This is a genomic window from Sphingobium sp. AntQ-1 (assembly GCF_028538045.1).
GTDB lineage: Bacteria > Pseudomonadota > Alphaproteobacteria > Sphingomonadales > Sphingomonadaceae > Sphingobium > Sphingobium cupriresistens.
In genome coordinates, this window is the sequence record NZ_CP117158.1 from 834,196 (window position 1) to 854,101 (window position 19,906).

At 64.2% G+C, this 19,906-nt stretch carries 16 protein-coding genes; 5 read left to right on the top strand and 11 right to left on the bottom strand.

Annotation, left to right across the window (positions count from 1 at the left end; genetic code table 11):
• Positions 1–242: 242 nt before the first annotated feature.
• Positions 243–869, bottom strand: coding sequence for a hypothetical protein (locus tag sphantq_RS04150; RefSeq protein ID WP_148648357.1), 627 nt, complete (start codon positions 867–869; stop codon positions 243–245).
• Positions 870–1,022: 153 nt separating this feature from the next.
• A complete protein-coding gene (acnA, locus tag sphantq_RS04155; RefSeq protein WP_272799675.1) occupies positions 1,023–3,692 on the bottom strand; it encodes an aconitate hydratase AcnA in 2,670 nt (889 codons plus the stop codon).
• A gap of 255 nt (positions 3,693–3,947) precedes the next feature.
• On the opposite strand from acnA, the gene sphantq_RS04160 reads away from it, so the two are divergent.
• The gene (locus sphantq_RS04160) at positions 3,948–4,148 is read left to right on the top strand and encodes a hypothetical protein (protein WP_272799676.1); all 201 of its coding nucleotides are present in this window, start codon (positions 3,948–3,950) and stop codon (positions 4,146–4,148) included.
• Between the two features lie 165 nt (positions 4,149–4,313).
• Here sphantq_RS04160 and sphantq_RS04165 read toward each other — a convergent pair whose 3' ends face one another.
• The 4 genes from sphantq_RS04165 to sphantq_RS04180 form a co-directional block, all read right to left on the bottom strand.
• Positions 4,314–7,079, bottom strand: a complete 2,766-nt coding sequence (locus sphantq_RS04165; protein ID WP_129925960.1) for a bifunctional aconitate hydratase 2/2-methylisocitrate dehydratase — start codon at positions 7,077–7,079, stop codon at positions 4,314–4,316.
• A 217-nt stretch (positions 7,080–7,296) separates the two neighbouring features.
• Positions 7,297–9,054: a DUF885 domain-containing protein gene (locus sphantq_RS04170; RefSeq protein WP_272799678.1), complete on the bottom strand. Its 1,758-nt coding sequence runs from the start codon at positions 9,052–9,054 to the stop codon at positions 7,297–7,299.
• 53 nt (positions 9,055–9,107) lie between these two features.
• On the bottom strand, positions 9,108–9,311 hold the full coding sequence (locus tag sphantq_RS04175) for a DUF5818 domain-containing protein (RefSeq protein WP_066603497.1): 204 nt from the start codon (positions 9,309–9,311) through the stop codon (positions 9,108–9,110).
• Between the two features lie 4 nt (positions 9,312–9,315).
• Positions 9,316–9,501 (bottom strand): DUF1328 domain-containing protein, encoded by a 186-nt coding sequence (locus sphantq_RS04180; RefSeq protein WP_066603588.1) that lies wholly within the window; start codon positions 9,499–9,501, stop codon positions 9,316–9,318.
• Positions 9,502–9,676: 175 nt separating this feature from the next.
• On the opposite strand from sphantq_RS04180, the gene sphantq_RS04185 reads away from it, so the two are divergent.
• Entirely contained in the window at positions 9,677–10,126 is a 450-nt protein-coding gene (locus sphantq_RS04185; protein ID WP_165363570.1) for a ferritin-like domain-containing protein, read from the top strand.
• 4 nt (positions 10,127–10,130) lie between these two features.
• Here sphantq_RS04185 and sphantq_RS04190 read toward each other — a convergent pair whose 3' ends face one another.
• Complete coding sequence (locus tag sphantq_RS04190; RefSeq protein WP_272799679.1) at positions 10,131–11,129, bottom strand: 2-hydroxyacid dehydrogenase; 999 nt, start codon at positions 11,127–11,129, stop codon at positions 10,131–10,133.
• 101 nt (positions 11,130–11,230) lie between these two features.
• On the opposite strand from sphantq_RS04190, the gene sphantq_RS04195 reads away from it, so the two are divergent.
• The gene (locus tag sphantq_RS04195; protein ID WP_272799680.1) at positions 11,231–11,728 is read left to right on the top strand and encodes an SH3 domain-containing protein; all 498 of its coding nucleotides are present in this window, start codon (positions 11,231–11,233) and stop codon (positions 11,726–11,728) included.
• Positions 11,729–12,238: 510 nt separating this feature from the next.
• Here sphantq_RS04195 and sphantq_RS04200 read toward each other — a convergent pair.
• From sphantq_RS04200 to sphantq_RS04210, 3 genes are all read right to left on the bottom strand, one after another.
• The gene (locus sphantq_RS04200; protein ID WP_272799682.1) at positions 12,239–13,516 is read right to left on the bottom strand and encodes an amidohydrolase family protein; all 1,278 of its coding nucleotides are present in this window, start codon (positions 13,514–13,516) and stop codon (positions 12,239–12,241) included.
• A gap of 140 nt (positions 13,517–13,656) precedes the next feature.
• Positions 13,657–15,066: an amidohydrolase gene (locus tag sphantq_RS04205; RefSeq protein ID WP_272799683.1), complete on the bottom strand. Its 1,410-nt coding sequence runs from the start codon at positions 15,064–15,066 to the stop codon at positions 13,657–13,659.
• A complete protein-coding gene (locus sphantq_RS04210; RefSeq protein ID WP_272799684.1) occupies positions 15,063–16,586 on the bottom strand; it encodes a peptide MFS transporter in 1,524 nt (507 codons plus the stop codon). Before sphantq_RS04210 ends, sphantq_RS04205 begins: the two co-directional genes overlap by 4 nt.
• 141 nt (positions 16,587–16,727) lie before the next feature.
• Between sphantq_RS04210 and sphantq_RS04215 the strand changes: the two genes are divergently transcribed.
• Positions 16,728–17,306, top strand: a complete 579-nt coding sequence (locus tag sphantq_RS04215; RefSeq protein ID WP_066603598.1) for a nitroreductase family protein — start codon at positions 16,728–16,730, stop codon at positions 17,304–17,306.
• A gap of 72 nt (positions 17,307–17,378) precedes the next feature.
• On the top strand, positions 17,379–17,723 hold the full coding sequence (locus tag sphantq_RS04220) for a GntR family transcriptional regulator (RefSeq protein ID WP_129925954.1): 345 nt from the start codon (positions 17,379–17,381) through the stop codon (positions 17,721–17,723).
• A 143-nt stretch (positions 17,724–17,866) separates the two neighbouring features.
• On the opposite strand, the gene sphantq_RS04225 is transcribed toward sphantq_RS04220, so the two are convergent.
• Positions 17,867–19,906 (bottom strand): tetratricopeptide repeat protein, encoded by a 2,040-nt coding sequence (locus tag sphantq_RS04225; RefSeq protein WP_272799685.1) that lies wholly within the window; start codon positions 19,904–19,906, stop codon positions 17,867–17,869.

The window sequence follows — 19,906 nt, forward strand, 5'->3', positions numbered from 1 at the left end:
CTAACCAGCATCGGCGCGCGACGCCAGCCCAGCCTTTCTTGGGCGTGGAAAATTGCGGCTATCGGCTTGGCCGCGCGCAGCAGCCGTGATTTAACCAATCAGTTCGCCGAATCCGTGCTCCGACGGGGAGCCGTCCGCCGTCGATGCGCCCATAGACGCAGTAAATGCTTTCATCGGCGCATCGGACGAGCTTTGGTCGGTCGGGCGGCAATCCGCGTCAGTGGCGACTTGGCTTCACTTAATTAGCCCGGCGGCCTTTTGCGAAAATCAAGCAATGCTTCCGCCAGATAGCCGCGCAACACGGCGCGATCTATTTTTAAGCGGGTATTTTCTCCCCCCGCCAGGCAGGAAGAAAGCGCCGGCATAGCCTGACCATAAGCAAGGCGTTCCTCCCCGCTTCCCGCCTTGCTGCGCATCAGCGTATCGATCGCCGGCGCGTTGCGCGCGACGGCGCAATCCGCATAGGCTTGATAGGCGCTGGTCCCTTCCGCCACGACAGGCGCAGGCGCGTCCGGGCGGGCGGGTTCCACTGGCGGCGTTGCAAAGCGGTTAAGATAAAGCTGTTCGGCCAACGCGCCGCGCATCCAATTGCCCTTCATGCGCAGCTTTCCGTGCCTCAGACATCCCTTACGACTTTTAGCGATAGCGTTGAAACGGGCTGTTTCTTCCCGCGTTCCTGGGCGCGTCGCCAGTGCATCCGCCGCCGTCCGCGGCGACCCGCGCACCACGCACCGCGCAAAATCGATCATGCTATCTTCGGCGGCGTCACGGCCATATGCGCCGAAATCCCTCGCCGCCGGCGCATCGGCCTCCTGCGCCTGCACGTTCGTCCCCGCCAGCAACATGACAATTGCGATGCTCATCTTCACGCGCCATCTCCTTCGGGTCAGCCTGATGGCTTTCAGACGGTCATGACAAAATTATGATTGGTCGGGTGCCGGCGGCGCTTTTACCCTGAACGCATGAACAAAGGGCTTTTCCCTCCAGAGAATACCCTTTGTTCAGGTCATCGGCGCAACCGATCAAGCCGCCAGCTTGCGCAGCACATATTGCAGGATGCCGCCGTTCAGGAAATATTCCAGCTCGTTGATCGTGTCGATCCGGCACAGCGCCGTGAAGGTGAAGGTCGATCCGTCGGCCCGCTTCACGATCACGTCCACATCCTGCCGGGGCTTCAAACCCGCGACATTCTGGATCGTGAATGTCTCGTCGCCGGTAAAACCATGCGTGTCCTTGCTCTCGCCATCCTTGAACTGGAGCGGCAGCACGCCCATGCCGACCAGGTTGGAGCGGTGAATACGCTCGAAACTCTCGACGATGACCGATCGGACGCCCAGCAGGTTGGTGCCCTTGGCCGCCCAGTCGCGCGACGATCCCGTGCCATATTCCTTGCCGCCGATCACCACCAGCGGCGTGCCGTCGGCCTTGTGCTTCATGGCCGAGTCATAGATCGGCATGGTTTCGCCGTCATAGCGGGTCATACCGCCTTCCACCCCGTCCAGCATCAGATTCTTGATGCGGATATTGGCGAAGGTGCCGCGCATCATCACTTCATGATGGCCACGACGCGAACCATAGCTGTTATAGTCGGCCTGCGCGACCTGATGCTCGCTCAGCCATTGGCCCGCGGGCGAGGACGCCTTGATCGACCCGGCCGGCGAAATATGGTCGGTCGTGATCGAATCGCCGAAGATCGCCAGCGGCCTGGCCTCGATGATGTCGGTGACCGGCGCCGGGGTCATGCTCAGCCCCTCGAAATAGGGTGGGTTGGCGACATAGGTGGAACCCGCACGCCAGCTGTAGGTGTCCGACCCCGTCACGTCGATCGCCTGCCAATGCGCGTCGCCCTTATAGACATTGGCGTAGCGCGCCTGAAACATGGCGCGATCCATGCACCCGGCCATGGTCGTGGCGACTTCGTCATTGGTCGGCCAGATATCTTTGAGATAGACGTCGTCACCCGTCGTGCTGACGCCGATCGGCGTGGTGATGAAGTCTTCGATCACCGTGCCTTTGAGCGCATAGGCGACGACCAGCGGCGGGCTGGCCAGGAAGTTCGCGCGCACGTCAGGCGACACACGGCCTTCGAAGTTGCGGTTTCCGGAAATGACGGCGGCGGCGACCAGGCCATTGTCGTTAATCGCCGCGCTGATCGCGGGCGCCAGCGGGCCGGAGTTGCCGATGCAGGTGGTGCAGCCATAGCCGACCAGGTTGAAGCCGATCGCGTCCAGATGTTCCTGAAGCCCCGCCTTGTTGAAATAGTCGGTGACGACCTGGCTGCCGGGCGCCAGCGACGTCTTGACCCAGGGCTTGGGCTTGAGGCCCAGTTCGTTCGCCTTCTTGGCGACCAGGCCGGCCGCGACCATGACGCTGGGGTTCGACGTGTTGGTGCAACTGGTGATCGCGGCGATGGTGACGTCGCCGTCGCCAATGTCGAAATCCTCGCCCGCTACGGTCACGCGCTGCTGCGCCTTCTTGTAGGTATTGACCAGATCCGCGTTGAACACGTCATCGACGTCCGGCAGGGCGACGCGGTCCTGCGGGCGCTTGGGACCGGCCAGGCTGGGGACGACGGTGGACAGGTCCAGTTCCAGCGTGTCGGTGAAGACCGGCTCGATCGCGGGGTCGATCCAGAAGCCCTGTTCCTTGGCATAGGCTTCGACCAGCGCGATATTGTCGTCGGTGCGGCCCGTCAGGCGCATATAGTCCAGCGTCTTGTCATCGATGCCGAAGAAGCCGCAGGTTGCGCCATATTCGGGCGCCATATTGGCCAGCGTCGCACGGTCGGCCAGCGACAGGGTGGCGAGACCGGGACCGAAATATTCGACGAAGCGCCCCACCACGCCGCGCGCGCGCAGCATCTGGGTGCAGGTCAGCACGAGGTCGGTCGCGGTGACGCCTTCCGTCAGATTGCCGGTGAACTTGAAGCCGACGACTTCGGGGATCAACATGGAAACCGGCTGGCCCAGCATCGCCGCTTCCGCCTCGATCCCGCCCACGCCCCAACCCAGCACGCCCAGGCCGTTGACCATCGTGGTATGGCTGTCGGTGCCCACGCAGGTGTCGGGATAGGCGACGGTGGTCCCGTCCGTATCCACCGATGACCACACCGCCTGCGCGATATTCTCCAGATTGACCTGATGGCAGATGCCGGTGCCCGGCGGCACGGCGTAGAAATTGGCCAGGGACTTGCTGCCCCATTTCAGGAAGTCGTAGCGTTCCATATTACGCTGATATTCGATTTCCACATTCTGTTCGAACGCCTTGGGCGTGCCGAACTCGTCGACCATGACGCTGTGGTCGATGACAAGGTGGACGGGCACCTGCGGGTTGATCTTGGTCGCGTCGGCGCCCAGCGCGTTCATCGCGTCGCGCATCGCGGCCAGATCGACCACGCAGGGCACGCCGGTGAAATCCTGCAACAGCACGCGCGCGGGACGATACTGGATTTCGCGCTGCGCCTTGCCCCGGTCCTGCTGCCAATCGACGATCGCCTGGATGTCTTCCACCGTCACCGTCACGCCATCTTCAAAACGGAGCAGATTTTCCAGAAGCACCTTCATCGAAAAGGGCAAATGCGACACGTCGCCCAGCTTCGCCGCGGCCTTCTTCAACGAATAATAGGCAATGTCCGTGCCGCCCACGTTCAACATGTCGCGCGTGCCCAGAGTGTCCTGTCCGATGGCGGTCATAAGATGTGCGTCTCCTCGCATGGCCTCGGCCAGAGGATGGCGCGTTTCCACCAGAAGCTCGCAGAACGGCGATCATAAACCGCACGGCAAGGTGGCAGGGATGCGCCCCAACCCATGGTCGAAGCCGGTATGTCCCGATGCTGCAGCGCCATAACATTTGCCGGGTTCAAGTCAAATGGCACACAGACTGAACCCCTTATGTAGGGATATGTTTCGCACATTGAAGCGTTGGTGGCGCAGAAAGGGGAAACAGTCATGGAAGCACATCTTTCGCCCGTCGAAACCAGGATATCTGCTATCAATCCGCAATATCGTGAGGGACGGGCAATCCTCTGCCCCGACTGCGGCGGCAACCAGTGGATCGTGGGCCGGGTGGTGGCGGAATGCGCGCGGTGCGAAACGCCGCTGCCGCTCGCCGCATCGCAACATCGCGGGTGGATGGGCGGCAGGTCCTGAGGCTGGGTCAGACCGACCATACCCATTCAACCCCTCTCCGTTCGTTTCGAACGAATCCGGTCTTACGTTCTAAGAACTGCCATAAACGGCAATGCCGCCGCCGCGTTTCCCAATGGGACGAACGCGGCGACGGCATTATTTACAAAAGGACAATAGTCCCCTGGATCAGTGCGCCACAGACGGCGCGAACTTGGTCAGGTCGATGCCGACGACCGCGCTCTTATATTCGTCCATATTGGGCGTGCGGCCCAGTATGGTCGACAGCACCACGACCGGGGTCGACGCCAGCAGCGATTCCCCCTTCTTCTCGTCCGTATCCTCCACGACACGGCCCTGGAACAAGCGGGTCGAGGTGGCGAGGACGGTGTCCCCCTTGGCGGCCTTTTCCTGATTGCCCATGCACAGGTTGCAGCCGGGACGCTCCAGATACAGCATATTCTCGTAACTGGTGCGGGCCACATTCTTGGGCGCCACGTCGTCAAACTCGAACCCGGCATATTTCTTCAGCACGTCCCAATCGCCCTCGGCCTTCAGCTCGTCGACGATATTATAGGTCGGCGGGGCGACGACCAGCGGCGCCTTGAACTCGACCTTGCCTTCGCTCGCCTCGATATTCTTGAGCATCTGGGCTAGTATCTTCATGTCGCCCTTGTGCACCATGCACGACCCGATGAAGCCCAGATCGACTTTCTTTGTGCCGCCATAGTAGGAAACAGGCCGGATGGTGTCGTGGGTGTAGCGCTTGGACACGTCGGCATTGTTGACGTCCGGGTCGGCGATCATCGGCTCGTCGATCAGGTCGAGATCGACCACGATTTCGGCGAAATATTTGGCGTTGGCGTCCGGCGTCAGCGCGGGCTTTTCGCCCGAACGGATTTCCGCGATGCGCTTGTCCGCCAGGGCGATCAGGCCGCGCAACGTGCCGGCGGCATTTTCCATGCCCTTGTCGATCATGATCTGGATGCGCGACTTGGCGATTTCCAGCGACTCGATCAGCGTTGCGTCTTCCGAAATGCAGATCGACGCCTTGGCCTTCATCTCGGCCGTCCAGTCGGTGAAGGTGAAGGCCTGATCCGCCAGCAGCGTGCCGATATGCACTTCGATGATGCGGCCCTGGAACACATTTTCGCCGCCGGACTGCGCCAGCATCTGCGCCTGGGTCGCGTGGACGACGTCACGGAAATCCATATAGGGCTGCATCTTGCCCTTGAACGTGACTTTCACCGATTGCGGGATCGGCATGGTCGCCTCGCCCGTGGCCAGCGCCAATGCAACCGTGCCGGAGTCCGCGCCGAACGCCACGCCCTTCGACATGCGGGTGTGGCTGTCGCCGCCGATGATGATCGCCCAATCGTCCACGGTGATGTCGTTCAGGACCTTGTGGATCACGTCCGTCATCGCATGATAGACGCCCTTGGGGTCGCGCGCGGTGATGAGGCCAAAATTGTTCATGAAGGACATCAGCTTGGGGATGTTGGCCTGCGCCTTCTTGTCCCACACCGATGCCGTATGACAGCCCGACTGATAGGCGCCATCGACCAGCGGCGAAATGACGGTCGCCGCCATCGCTTCCAGTTCCTGCGCGGTCATCAGGCCGGTCGTGTCCTGCGACCCCACGATGTTCACCTTCACGCGCACGTCCGACCCCGCGTGCAGCACCTTGCCGGGCGTCACGCCGACGGCGTTGCGGTTGAAAATCTTCTCTACGGCGGTCAGGCCCTGACCCTCGACCGTGATTTCCTTGTTCGGCGCGAACACCAGCGGCGCTTCCACGCCCAGCGTTTCGGCGGCGAACGTCTGGAGCTTCTTGCCGAACACGATGGCGTAGCTGCTGCCCGCCTTCATGAATTCCATCTTCTGCGGCGTGAAGGCGGCGGCGACATCGACCAGTTCGTTGCCGGCCTCGTCCGTCAGCTTCTTGTTCTTCACGTCGATCTTGAGCACGGTGCCGGTCGCGACCGAGAATTTCTCCTCCAGCACCGGATTGCCGTCATTGTTCAGGATCGGCTTGCCATCCGGGCCGGTCATCTTGACCCAGTTTTTCAGGTTGATGCCGATGCCGCCGGTCACGTCCACGGTGGTCGCGAAGATCGGCGAAATGCCGTTGGTGCCGCCGACGACCGGGGCGTAGTTGACGAAGGGCACATAGGGGCTGGACTGTTTGCCGGTCCACAGCGCCACATTGTTGACGCCCGACATGCGCGACGAACCTACGCCCATCGTGCCCTTTTCTGCGATCAGCATCACGCGCTTGTCCGGGTGCTGCGCCTTCAACGCCACGATTTCCTGCTGCGCCTGCGGCGTCATCATGCACAGGCCGTGCAGTTCGCGGTCGGAGCGCGAATGCGCCTGGTTGCCCGGCGAGAGGAGGTCGGTGGAAATATCGCCTTCGCCCGCAATATAGGTGACGACCTCGATCTCGTCCTCGACCTCCGGCAGCTTGGTGAAGAACTCCGCCCTGGCGTAGCTTTCCAGCACGCCCGTCGCCACGGCGTTACCCGCCGCATGGGCGTCACGCAGGCGGAACATGTCGGCATCGTAGAGGAAGAACTGGGTCTTGAGGACGTCGCCGGCCTGACCTGCAAGCTTGGCGTCATCGCCCAGCGCGATGTCCAGCAGCACGGCGATCGAAGGGCCGCCCTTCATGTGGCTGAGCAGTTCGAACGCGAAGGCCACCGTGATTTCCGGGACGATCGCCTGACCCTGGATGATCTGCTTCAGGAACGCCGCCTTGACCGCCGCAGCGCTCGTGGTGCCGGGCAGCGTGTTGTAGATGAAGAATTTCAGCGCGTCGGCGCGATGTTCGCTGCCCGCATCCCGGATCAGGGTGATGATCTCAGCGACCAGTGCACCATCGTCGATCGGCTTGGGCGCGAGTCCCTGAGTCTTTCGGCTGTCGATTTCGGCCAGATAATCCAGGTAAATGCTCATCTCGTTCCCAACGTCATAAAGTGTACGGACTCGACGCGCAGCGCCACTTGCCGATCTTTATGCCCGGTCTGGGAGCTGACGCGGTTCCGGTACGGCAAGAGACGCGCATTGGCAAGTCGCGGCGGCGCAGCAAAATGATGCCGCCATCTATACCAATCGGCCGGAAACTGCGACTTTTGCTATTACTCTGAGTAAAGAATGGACTTAAGGATGATGGCTATCCCTTGGCCTTCTCCGCCGCGATCCAACTGTCCATCTGGCTGTCCAGCACGGTCAGCGGTACGGCTCCCTGCGCCAGCACCGCGTCATGGAATCGGCGCAGGTCGAATTTCGGCCCCAGCGTCGCCTCCGCCTTTGCGCGCAACGCCCGGATCTTGATCTCCCCCAGCTTATAGCCCAGCGCCTGACCCGGCCAGCTGATATAGCGGTTCACTTCCGCATCGATATTCGCGTCGGACAGCGCGCTGTTGGTCTTCATGAAGGCGACCGCCCTGCCCTTGTCCCATCCCTTGGCATGGATGCCGGTGTCCACCACCAGTCGGCAGGCGCGCCACATTTCGTAGGACAGCCGCCCCATCATCTTTTCGGGCGTGTCGTACAGCCCCATCTCCTCCCCCAGATATTCGGTATAGAGCGCCCAGCCCTCAACATAGGCGGTGAACCCCGCCAGATATTTGCGGAACGGCGGCAGCGGCAATTCCTGTTGCAGCGCGATCTGGTTATGGTGGCCCGGCACCGCTTCATGCGCGGTCAGCGCGGGCAACTCCCAATAAGGCCGCTGGTCGAGCTTGGAGCTATTGACGAAATAGGTGCCGGATATCCCGCTTTCCGGCGCGCCGGGCATATAATAGGCCGTCGTCGTTCCCTCCGCCTCGGCCGCCGGGATAGCTTTCAGGCCATAGGGAAGTCGCGGCAGCGTGCCGAAATAGCGCGGCAGCAGGCCGTCGATCGCCTTGGCCTGCCGCGCCGCGACGCGCAGCAATTCCTCCGGCGTTTTCGCATAATAGCTGGGGTCGGTGCGCAGATGCGCGATATAGGCCGCGCGGCTGGGATAGCCGGCCTTGGCCGCTATGGCGTCCATCCGCTTGCCGATACGGGCGACCTCTTCCAAGCCGATCGTGTGAATCTGGCCGGGCGTCAGGTCCGTGGTGGTATGCGCCTTGACCCGGCTGGCATACCAGGCCGCCCCGCCCGGCAGCGACGACGCGCTGTCGCTCTTGCGGCAATGGGGCAGATAGTCCGCCACGAACAGGTCGTGCCATTTGCGATATTCGGGCGTCAGCACGTCGCGGATCAGCATAACGGCGCGTGCCTGCATAGCGCTCCAGTCGGCATCGCTGATATCGCGCGGTCTGGCGCGCGCGAACGGTTCGTAGAAGCGCGTCTCTTCCGGCTTGCCCGCCACAATGCCGCTGATCGTCCCCGCATAATTTTGCAGCACCGAACAGGGCTGGACATAACCGCTCTTGATCGCCTGCCGCGTGATCGCCAGCGCGTCGCCATTCTGCCGGGGGTAAAGCGCCAGCCGCGTCAGATAGCTGTCATAATCGGCGCGATTATAGAAAGGCAGTCCGTCCGCCATGCCGGAAAAGCCCTGATGCCAGCCATAATAGGTGGTGAAGAGCATCAACCGCTCGGCGGGATGCGCGTCGCCATCAATATCGTCGCGCAACATCCACAACAGCACATCGCGATTCACCCGGTCCGCCGGGTCGAGCACATCGGCCGACAGCGTCTGCAATCGGGCGGCAAACCCCCGCTCCGCCTTGATCTGCGCATCCCGCGCGCCCAGCGATATGTCATAGATGCGGTCGTCATAATCGCGCACGCCCCGCGCTGTGGCCTCGACCGGATGGGTCGAAAGATACCAGGACCAATGGTCATCTATGACCTTGGCCAATTGTTCATGGGGCGTTTGCGCCTGCGCCAGCACTGGGGCGGCGACGGCGAGCATCAGGGATAGAATCTTGCGCATGGAGGCAATGGTTCGCGCGTCCGCGCGCTTTTGGCAAGGGGGAGAGCCAGCGTTCAGGCGGCCGCTACGCCCTCCGCCTCGACAATGCCGTCTCCGGCATAATAGCCCTGCACCCGCACCCGTTTTTCGACATGATCGACGGGCACGCGCAGCAGGACCAGGCGATAACTGCCGCCCAGATCGCGCTGGAGCAGAAAGCCGGCCTCATCGCGCAGCAATCTACCGGTTTCATCCACTCCAGCACCAATCTCCGTCATCGCATCAATCTATCGCGTCCTTAATGCCCTTGCCAGCCAATAGTCCCAGCACGAGGAACAGCACAAATACGGCGATCGCGATGAAGAACAATATCTTGGCGATGCCGACGAACGTGCCGGCCGCGCCGCCAAAGCCGAGCAGGGCCAGCACGGCGGCGATGACAAGGGAGATGATGGCCAGCTTGAGCATGGGACGTCCTTTCGTTTCGTATCCGGTCTATGCCAGCATCAACCGACGGAGACGATGCTTGTTCCGCTCCACCGCAACTATGGATAACGCAGGATTAAGGTTTATTGTCAGATGGTTGAATGAACAATCGCGCCCGATCGGCCGTTCTTCCCCCGCCGCATCAAAGGAGAAGGCGATGTCGAACAATCATGCCATCAGCAAGCTGGACGACCTGATAACGACGCTGATCGATAGCGTGAAAGGCTATGAACATAGCGCGGACAAGGTGAAGTCGGAGGCGTTTCAGACCCTCTTTCGCGATCTGGCGGCCGAACGCGCCAAGGCGATCGACCTGCTACAGGCGCGCAGCCGTTCTCTGGGCGGGAAGCCCAACGAGTTCGGCTCCGTGGCGGGCACAGTGCACCGCCGGATGGAGGACATCTTCGTAGCGCTGGGCGGCGGCGACAAGGCCGTCATTCAGGCGATCGATCGTGGCGAGGATTATCTGCGCGAAGAATTTGAGCGCGTGCTCAAGGACGAGGCGATCGACGCGGACACGCAGGATGTGGTGCGCCGGGCCCATGAATCGGTGGCGCATGGCCAAGTCGTGGTGAACGGTTTGAAGGACCAGCTCGCCACCGCTTAAACGATCAGACCCAGCCTTCCAGCACCTGGTTCGGCGGTCGATGGCCATCGACCCAGGTGCGGATGTTGGCGATCACTCGCGCGCCGGTTGCGTCGCGCCCCTCGAACGTCGCGGACCCCATATGCGGCAGCAGCACGACGTTGGCCAGCGCCAGCAGCCGCGGATCGACCGCCGGTTCATGGGTATAGACGTCAAAGCCCGCACCGGCGATCCGCCCGTCGTCCAGCGCCGCGATCAGCGCCTGTTCGTCGGTGATCTCCGCCCGCGATGTGTTGATGAGATAGGCGTGCGGCGGCATCAGCCCGATCCGCCGCGCGTCGATCACCCCGCGGCTGTCGGCGTTGAGCGGGCAATGGATCGATATTATGTCGCTCGCCCTCAGCAGCGCATCCAGATCGCCATGCCATTCCGCCTCCAGTTCCTGCTCCACTTCGAAGGGCAGGCGATGCCGGTTATGATAGGCGATCGAAAGGCCGAAGGCGCGAGCGCGACGCGCGACGGCGCGGCCGATCCGCCCCATGCCGATAATGCCCAGTTTCTTGCCGCCGATCCGGTGCCCCAACATCCCCGACGGGCTCCAGCCGCGCCATTCGCCGGTGCGGACCAGCTTCTCGCCCTCGGCCAGGCGGCGCGGCACCGACAGGATCAGCGCCATCGTCATGTCGGCCGTATCTTCGGTCAGCACGCCGGGCGTGTTGGTCACGATGATCCCCTTCGCCCGCGCGGCCGACAGGTCGATATGATCCACCCCGCTGCCGAAACTGGCGATCAGTTGCAGCCGCTCCGGCGCGGTCGCCAGCAGCCCGGCGTCGATCTGGTCGCTGATGCACGGCACCAGCACGTCGCACTGGGCCATGGCGCGGGCGAGATCGGTGCGGCTCATCGCGACATCGCCGACATTGAAGCTGGCGTCGAACAATTCGGCCATGCGCGCCTCCACATTGGGCGGCAGGCGGCGCGTGACGATGACGCGCGGCTTTGCGGGACGCTGCTTCTTGGCCATGGCAAAGCCGCTATGCCCGCCCGCGCCGCCGGTCAAGCGGATATGGCGACTGGCGACATCAACGCTTGTCGGGGCGGGCCAGTCGGGCGTATGGGAAGGCCATGGGTGACTATGGGTTCGGGTCTGGAATGAAGCGTCTTTTGCTGGGCGCGGGCGTGGTCGCGTCCTTGATGGCGGCGGGCGCCGTATGGGCCGGGCCGGGCAAGCCGGTCCCCTATTGGGCGTCGCTGTCGCAGGACGAAGCGCGGATGCGCGTCGGGCCGAGCCTGGACTACCCGTCCAACTGGATCTACCGCCGCCGCGACCTGCCGGTGAAGGTGGTGCAAGTGCTGGGCCTGTGGCGCAAGGTGGAAGACCCCGACGGCGCGCAGGGCTGGATGCATGTCCGCCTGCTGAGCGATACGCCGACCGCGATCGTCCGGTCCGAAGTCGCGCCGCTGCGCGAATCGCCGCGCGATGGCGCGCGGGCGCTGTTCCGGGCGGAACGCGGCGTGGTCGGGCGGCTGGGCGATTGTTCGGGCGGCTGGTGCAATTTCGACGCCAAGGGCCAGCGCGGCTATGTGAAGGCCAGCGACGTGTGGGGCGCTACCGGTAGCTAGGGTCCAGCCCTGGACATGCGCTTGGCGGTGTGATTTTCCGGGCTTTCGGATGGGACCTGCTCGCTTCGATCTTTTCGATTTCAACGGACTGGTCGCGGAACTTCTCTAACCTCCCGCATATCGCGCATGAGAGTCACGCTTGGCGCCGGATCGACGCAGCCGCGCGACTGCGTGGACAGCGGATTGGCGGCAAAGGGTGGTTTGCGGAAGGTCGGCTTTGTAAAAGCTATCGTCTCAAACAGACATGATGACCTGAAATATCTATCACTATGTGATCCAAGTTGGCGCTGCGTATGTGGTTTCCCAATGGCTGTCGTGAGCAAATATTCGCTCTCGTCATGCTGGAGCTTAATCAGGCATCCCGCGCCCTTCGATGCGCGAAAAAAAGCGCCCCCCCCCCGATCAAGCCTGTCCTGGGCCTGTCGAAGGGTCCGCGGTGAAGCTATAGAGCGGCTCGCGCCGACAACCGCAACATCAGGCCCAAAGGCGAAGGAGGCCGAAGCCCCCCCCTCACCATTCATACGCCTTGGGCAGCGCCCCTTCGCCCGGCGTCGCGTAGCGGTCGCGCAGCTTGGTCTGGCGGTTTTCCAGCGGCTGCTGCACGCCGTCGATCCAGACCGCGACCGGGGCCGACGTCATTTCCAGCGGGTCGCCGTCCCAGATCACCACGTCGCCCGCCTTGCCGGCCTTCAGCGACCCGATCCGGTCGCCCAGCCCCATCGCTTCGGCCGGGGCCGATGTGATGGTGCGCAGCGCCTGCCCCCAGCTCAGCCCGGTCCCGCCCGGAACCTTCAGCAGCGCCACCATATTGCCCGCCTGCTGCGTCGCCGCCCGCAATTGCAGCGCATCGTCGCCGGTCAGCATTCCCATCGACACGGACACGCCCGCCTTCACGAGACGGCCGACATTGCTCTGGGTCGCGGCCAGCTTCTCGAAGCTCGACGGCAGGTCTTCCAGACCCGCGGTGATGACCGGCACCTTGGCCGCCGCGATCTGCGGCGCGACCATCCAGCCTTCAGTCGCCCCGGCCAGGATCAGCTTCAGTGCCGGGAAATCCTGCCGCAGGGCCAGCACCGCCAATATGTCGCGTGCGCTTTCGGCATGGACCATCAGCGGCATCGCCCCGCTGACGACCGGCACCAACGCCTGCGCATCGACGCGGTTGAGCAGCGCGTCCTTCGATCGGCCGTCATAGCTGGCGGGCGCCTTCGCATAATCCTGCGCTTGCGTAAGCATCATCTTGAAGGTCAGGATCATCGCCGCGCGGCTGCCGCCCGCCTCCTCGACGCCCGCTTCGCCCATTTCGACATATTGGAAGGCGCGTGGCCGGGTGATCGGGCTCATGTCCGCGCCCAGATCGATCACCGCGCCCTGCCCGGCGAAGATGTTCGTGCCGGTCGCGGGTGCGACGACGGCGCGGGTGACGCCCGCGGTGCGGCTGATCGCGATCGGGTTGGCGAGCGGGTTGATGACCGGCGCGACGTCGATCGCGGCGGAGAAGGGCGAGCGGGCGCTGGTGTCGTTGGTTTCCTTGACCGCCGGCACTTCGGCCAGGCCGACGCGGGAAAAGCCCGACATGATGCCGGGCGTCACCCATTTGCCGCCGGCGTCGATCGTCTTGACGCCCGCCGGCGCTACCACGCCTGCGCCAGCCGCGACGACCTTGCCCGCGCTGATGACCACAGTGCCGTTCTTGATCGGCTCCGATCCATCGCCAATGGCCAGCGTCGCGCCGGTGATGGCGATGGATTGGGCCAGGGCAGGAGTGGTCGTGGCGGCGAGCAACATGGCCCCCAGGACCGTTCGGGCTGAGCCAGTCGACGCCCCCTTCTGGCTTTTCAACAAGCAAGATGGAGAGCCCTTCGACATTCGAACGAGACCAGTGGCTCGTTCGAACAGGGCGAACGGCGTTCTATTGGTGGGATAGTTCATTTCACGTCTCCCGCGCCGATCTGGCCCAGTTCGAAATCGACCACCGGCCGCAGCTTGGGATTGGCGCTGTCGTACAGCAGCGCGCCGTCGATCCATACTTTTTCCGGCCGCGTATAGGTGCTGAACGGGTTCCCATTCCACAGCACGACATCGGCCATCTTGCCCACTTTCAGGCTGCCGGTCTGCTGATCGATGCCCATGGCGCGCGCCGGGTTGATGGCGAGCCAGGTCCAGGCGACCTCGTCCGAAATGTCGATCCCCATGCGGCGGCCCGCGCCCAGCGCCTTGGCCGCTTCCTGGTTCAGCCGCTGGATGCCATCCTGATCGTCGCTATGGACGATGGCGCAGGCCCCCGCCCGATGCACCAGCGGAACATTCTCCTTGATGCCGTCATAGGCTTCCATTTTGAAGCCATACCAGTCGCCCCACAAAGCCGCGCAAATGCCATTGTCGCGCAGCAGGTCGGCGATTTTATACGCCTCGACCGCATGGTGGAAGGCGGCGACCTTATAACCGAACTCCTTGCTCATATCGATGACATTGGCCATCTCGTCCGCGCGGTAGCAATGGTTGTGGACCATGATCTTGCCTTCCAGCACATCGGCCAGCGTTTCCATGCCTAGGTCGCGGGTCTGGTCCTTTCCGGCGGCGCGCTTCTTCTGATATTCGCGCGCCTTGATCCAGGTCTGGCGATTGACCGCCATATTGCCCATGCGGGTGGAAGGTTCGCGGCCCTTGCTGCCATAGACGCGCTTGGGATTTTCGCCGCAGGCCATTTTCAGGCCCTGCGGCGCGCCGGGGAATTTCATCCCCTGCATGGTGCGGGCGGGCACGTTCTTCAGCGTCACGCTGCGCCCGCCGAACAGATTGGCCGAACCGGGCAGGATTTGCAGCGAGGTCACGCCGCCATTGGCGAGCGCGCGGGAAAAGCCCGCATCCTGCGGCCAGATGCTATGTTCGGCCCAGACATGCGGCGTCACCGCGGATGTCGCCTCATTGCCGTCGCTATTGGCCTCCACGCCGGGCGAAGGATAGTCGCCCAGATGGCTGTGGATATCGATCACGCCCGGCGTCACATATTTGCCGGCGCCGTCGAACACGGCGATGTCGGCGGGGATCGGCGTGTCCGGGCCGCCGATCGCCGTCACCTTGCCTTCGGACAGGAAGATCACGCCATTGTCGATGCGGCCGCCCTCCCCGTCGAAGATGGTTGCGCCCCGGATCGCCGTGGGACGGCCCGGATAGGCTTTGTAGGTCGATGGATAGGGATTGTCCGGCTCGGCGGACGATCCCTGATTCTGGCCCTGCGATATAGGCGCTTCGCTTTTGTCCTTGCGCGCGACGGCGGGTCCGGCGACCCCCGCCAGCAGCGCCGCGATCAGCAGCGCGCGTCCATATGCCTTCATGCCTTTTCCTCCGCGCCAATCAGGTCGAGATGCATCAACCGCTTGATATAAGGCGACACGAGTAGCACCAGTCCGCCCACCACGATCGCGAACCAGCCGATGCGGCTATACACGTCCAGCACCTGGGTCACATCGCCCGCCTCCCCGCTGCCGGTGGCGCGGGCGATCAGGCCGGCGATGAAATTGCCCGCCGCCATGGCCAGGAACCATGTGCCCATGACCAGCCCCACCATGTTCGACACCGACAATCGCGTCATCGCGGACAGTCCGACCGGCGAGAAGCAGAGTTCCGCCATGGTGTGGAGCAGGTAAATCAGGAAGACGAAGATCACCGGGGTCAGATTTTCCCCCGCCATCGCTGCGCCTGCGACCAGCACCAGGAACCCCGCGCCGCACAGCACCAGACCGATACCGAACTTGGCGGGCGAGGATGGCTCCAGCCGCCGTTTGTCGAGGAAGGTCCACAGGACGGCGAACAACGGCGCGAGCAGGATGATGAAGACCGAATTGACCGACTGGAACAGCGACGCAGGCACCTCCCAGCCCAACATAGCACGGTCGACATTGCGGTCGGTGAAGATATTGAGCGACGACCCGGTCTGTTCGAACAGCCCCCAGAAGAGCGGATTGAGCGCGATCAGGAACAACGCGGCGAACATCCGGTCGCGATCGATCTTCCCCAATGTCCCGACCGTGCGCCACACTATATAGACCACCGTCAGCGCCGCAAAGCCGAGCAGCGCATAGCCCAGCAGTTCGGCATAGCGGATCACCAGCCAGATCGCGGCGACGCCCAGCGCGGCGGCCAGGTAGATGGTCCATTCCTGGCTAAGCCCGGTCGCGGTCCGAGCGCGCAACTGTTGCGGAGCGGGCGGCTCGCCCTTGCCCAGCAGCCAGGGTTTGAGCCAAACGAACATGACCAGACCGGCCAGCATCCCGACGCCCGCCGCGCCGAAGCCCCAGCTCCAGCCCCATAATTCGCCAAGCAGACCGCAGACGATCGGGCCGAGCATCCCGCCCATGTTGATGCCCATGTAGAAGATGGAGAAGGCCGGATCGCGGCGATGATCGTCGCGGGCGTAGAGTTCGCCCACCAGCACCGAGATATTGGCTTTCAGGAATCCAGTGCCCACGATGATGGAGGCGAGCGCGAAGTAGAAGCCGTTGAGGAACAGCGGGTCTTGGCCCCCCGGCCCTTCGGTGATGGCGATCAGGAAATGGCCGATGGCGATGAACACGCCGCCGACCAGCACCGCCTTGCGCGGCCCCAGATAGCGGTCGGACAGATAGCCGCCGATGACCGGCGTGATGTAAACAAGCGAGGTATAGGCGCCGTAGAGGAGATAGGCCTTGTCCTCGCCGAAGAGGAAATGTTTGGTCAGGTAGAAGATGAGGATGGCGCGCATCCCGTAATAGGAGAAACGCTCCCACATTTCCGCGAAGAAGAGCAGGTACAGCCCGCGCGGATGGCCGAGCCAGGTCTTGCCCGCCTCGACCGCATTCATGTCCGAAGTCGCCATTCGGCACCCTTTGCATATCTTGTGTCCGGCCCGCCGATCGGCGGCCGCTTATGGCGCGCAGCCTAGAACCTATGGGTTCCTCCTGTCAAAAGGGCCTGCCGCCCTTGCGCCCAGCCGAGTGACGCGCCATCTGTCGGCGCGATGTTCAACGACCTTTCCTCCCCGCTCGCCCTCCTCCAGACCCGTCGTTCCGGCAAGCCGCGCGACCTGATCGCGCCCGGCCCCGACGACGCGCAACTACGCCGGATATTGGAGGTCGCGCTGCGCACCCCCGACCATGGCAAGCTGGCGCCCTGGCGCTTCGTGATCGTGCGGCAGGATCAGCGCCCAGCGCTCGCCGATCTGCTGGAGACCGCCTATCGCGCCGAAAAGTCCGATGCCGGCCGGCTGGAGATAGAGGCGATGCACCAGTTCGCGCATCAGGCCCCGACTCTGGTGGTCGCCCTGTCCGTGCCGGTGGCGGGCAGCAAGATCCCAGTCTGGGAACAACAATTGTCCGTCGGCGCGGCGATCATGAACCTGCTGCACGCCACCCATGCGCTGGGCTTTGCCGGCGGCTGGCTGACCGGATGGCCGAGCTATAATGCGGATGTGCGCGCCGCCTTTGGCGGACCGGGCGAATCGATCGCCGGATTCGTTTTCATCGGTACTCCGGCCAAGGCCCAGGAAGAACGCCCACGGCCAGAATATGACGCGATTGTTTCTACCTGGGACAGATAATTGCGAGCGCAAAGCTTTGCGGGGCGAGCATGTCAATTGACCCGCATGGCTGTATTATGGCACTGATGCACTATGGCCGACGAATCCAAACCCGTCTATCTCCGCCTGCGTGAGATCATCGCCGCCTCCATTCTGGATGGGGAATTTTCCGACGGCGACCTGCTGCCATCGGTGCGCGCTTTCGCCGCGACGCAGGGGGCCAACCCGCTGACCGTGGCCAAGGCCTATCAAAGCTTTCAGGATGACGGGCTGGTGGTGGTGAAGCGCGGCGTCGGCATGTTCGTCGCCGACGGCGCGACCCGCCGCCTGCGCGAAGCCGAACGCGAACGCTTCCTCGACAGCGTCTGGCCCCCGGTCGCGGCGCAGATCAAGCGTCTGGGCATCCGGCTGGACGATCTGGATCTGGCGAAGGCGTAAATAAGCCTACATCCGTTCGCCCTGAGCCTGTCGAAGTCTGTCCTGAGCGCCTGCCGCAGGCGGGCAGTCGAAGGGGCTATTCCTGTCTTTCGACGGTGAAGAAAAACGGGGCTTCGACAGGCTCAACCCGAACGGATATTCTTCTACAGCGCGGCCAGCGCGTCCAACGCATCCTGCCTCCCCGCAAAGCCCCGCTTCGCCGCCGCCCGGCCCAGCGCCAGCTTCGCTTCCCCCTTGCGCCCCGCAGCGGCATAAGCCTGCCCCAAATGCATCTGGAGCGCAGGCGCCTGCGGCGCCAGCGCCACCGCCTTTTCCAGCAGGTCGATCACCACCGGCCCCTTCTCGCCGGTCTTCATCAGCACCCAGCCGAACATGTCGGCGGTCAGCGGATTGCCCGGCATCAACCGATAGCCATGCGCCGCATAGGCGCGCGCACTCGCGCGATCGCCGCTTTCCAGCGCCGCGCGGGCCAGGTCCGCCATCAACACCGCGTCATTCTCGCCGACCTGCGCCTGCACCGCGCGCAACATCCGCAGCGCGCCACGCCAATCCTGCGCCTGCATCGCGATGCCCGCGGCCAGGCGCTGCGCCTCCACATCATTGGGATTTTGCGTCAGGAACAGCTGCACGATCCGCCCGGCGCGCGCCGGGTTGCCGACCCGCCCCCACGCCGCCGCCAGCCGCAGCGCGACGGCGCGGTCGAAGCGGATATTGGCCGCCGCCTCATAAGCGCGCACCGCCTCCTGCGGAGCACCGTCCGCGCCCAGCGTATCACCCAGGATCAGCCAGGCGTCGGGCGCGCCGGGATTGGCCCGGCTCAGCAGGCGCGCCCGCGCCACCGCGTCACCCGTCCGCCCGGTGCTGAGCAGCGCGCGGATATAGGGCACGTTATCGCGCGCTGTGGCGGCGCTGCCGGGCGCAGGCCCCTTCGCCAGTTCGCCATCCGCTGCGCTGGCGAAGACGTCCGCCGACGCCCGCACCGGCCAGTTGGCCCGCGCCAGCATGTCGTCCGCCATCGCTCGGTTGCCCAACGCTTCCTGCGCGCGCGCGGCGAGCGTCAGCACATAGGGATCGGCGTCGCGCTGCGCCACCATCGGGGCCAGGGTGGAGGCGGCGGACGCAAAGTCGCCATTACTATAATAAGCCCGCGCCAGCAGCGTGCGCGCGCTGCGATTGTCCGGCTGCGCCACGACCAGCGGGCCAAGCGCATCGGCAGCCAGGACCGGATTGCCATCCTGCAATTGCAGCACGCCACGCAGCAGCCGGGTCGCCGGTTCGCCGTCCAGCCGCCCCTGCGTTCGCCCCAGTAGCGTGCGCGCGAGATCGCCCTCCCCTGCCCGTGCCGCCATCACCGCTTGCATCATCCAGGCGCGCGGATTGGACGGATCGATCGCAATCAGGCGACGGGTCAGGCTCAGCATCGCACTCGCCTGCCCGGCATCCGCCAGCGTCGCGGCATATTGCTCCAGCGTCAATACCGAATCGGGATTGGCGGCCAGCGCCCGTTCGAACCAGGGTAGCGATGCAGTCAGGCCATATTGCGCGCGGACCAATTCGCCGCGCAGCGTCAGCGCCTTCGCATCGGACGGAGCCAGCGCCACCGCCCGGTCGGCCGCGGCGATCGCGCCGGCCTGATCCCCGGACAGGATGCGCAAACGGCCCAGTTCGACCCAATTGTCGGGATCGCGGGGCGCAGCCGCCAGCGCTTGCTCCAGCGCCACGCGCGCGCCGCCCAAATCCCCCTGCGCCAATGCGGCGCGCGCCACGACCCGCGCGGCCGGCACGGCGGATGCGACCGGCAGATCCGCCGCCCGCGCTTCCCGCCGCGCGCCGTCCAGATCGCCTTGCAGCAACAGGGCCTGCGCCATCACTGCGCGCGTCTGCCCCGGCGGCGCCCCCAGTGCGCAGGCGCGTTGCACCGCCGCCTGCGCGCCCACGCCGTCGCCCAGTTCGGCGAGCGTCCGTGCCTGCGCCTCATGGGCCGCAGCGGAACGCGGATTGCCCTTGATCGCGTTCATCAACTCGATCCGCGCGGTGCGCGCGTCGCCCTTGTCGAGTGCGGCCAGACCGCGCGTCAGGGCGGCGCTGCCGTCGCGCTCACGCGCGCGCCATTGCCAAAGGCCTGCGCCTGCAAGCAGCAGCAGGACCAACAGGGCCAGGATGATCAGGCGGGACCGGCGCAT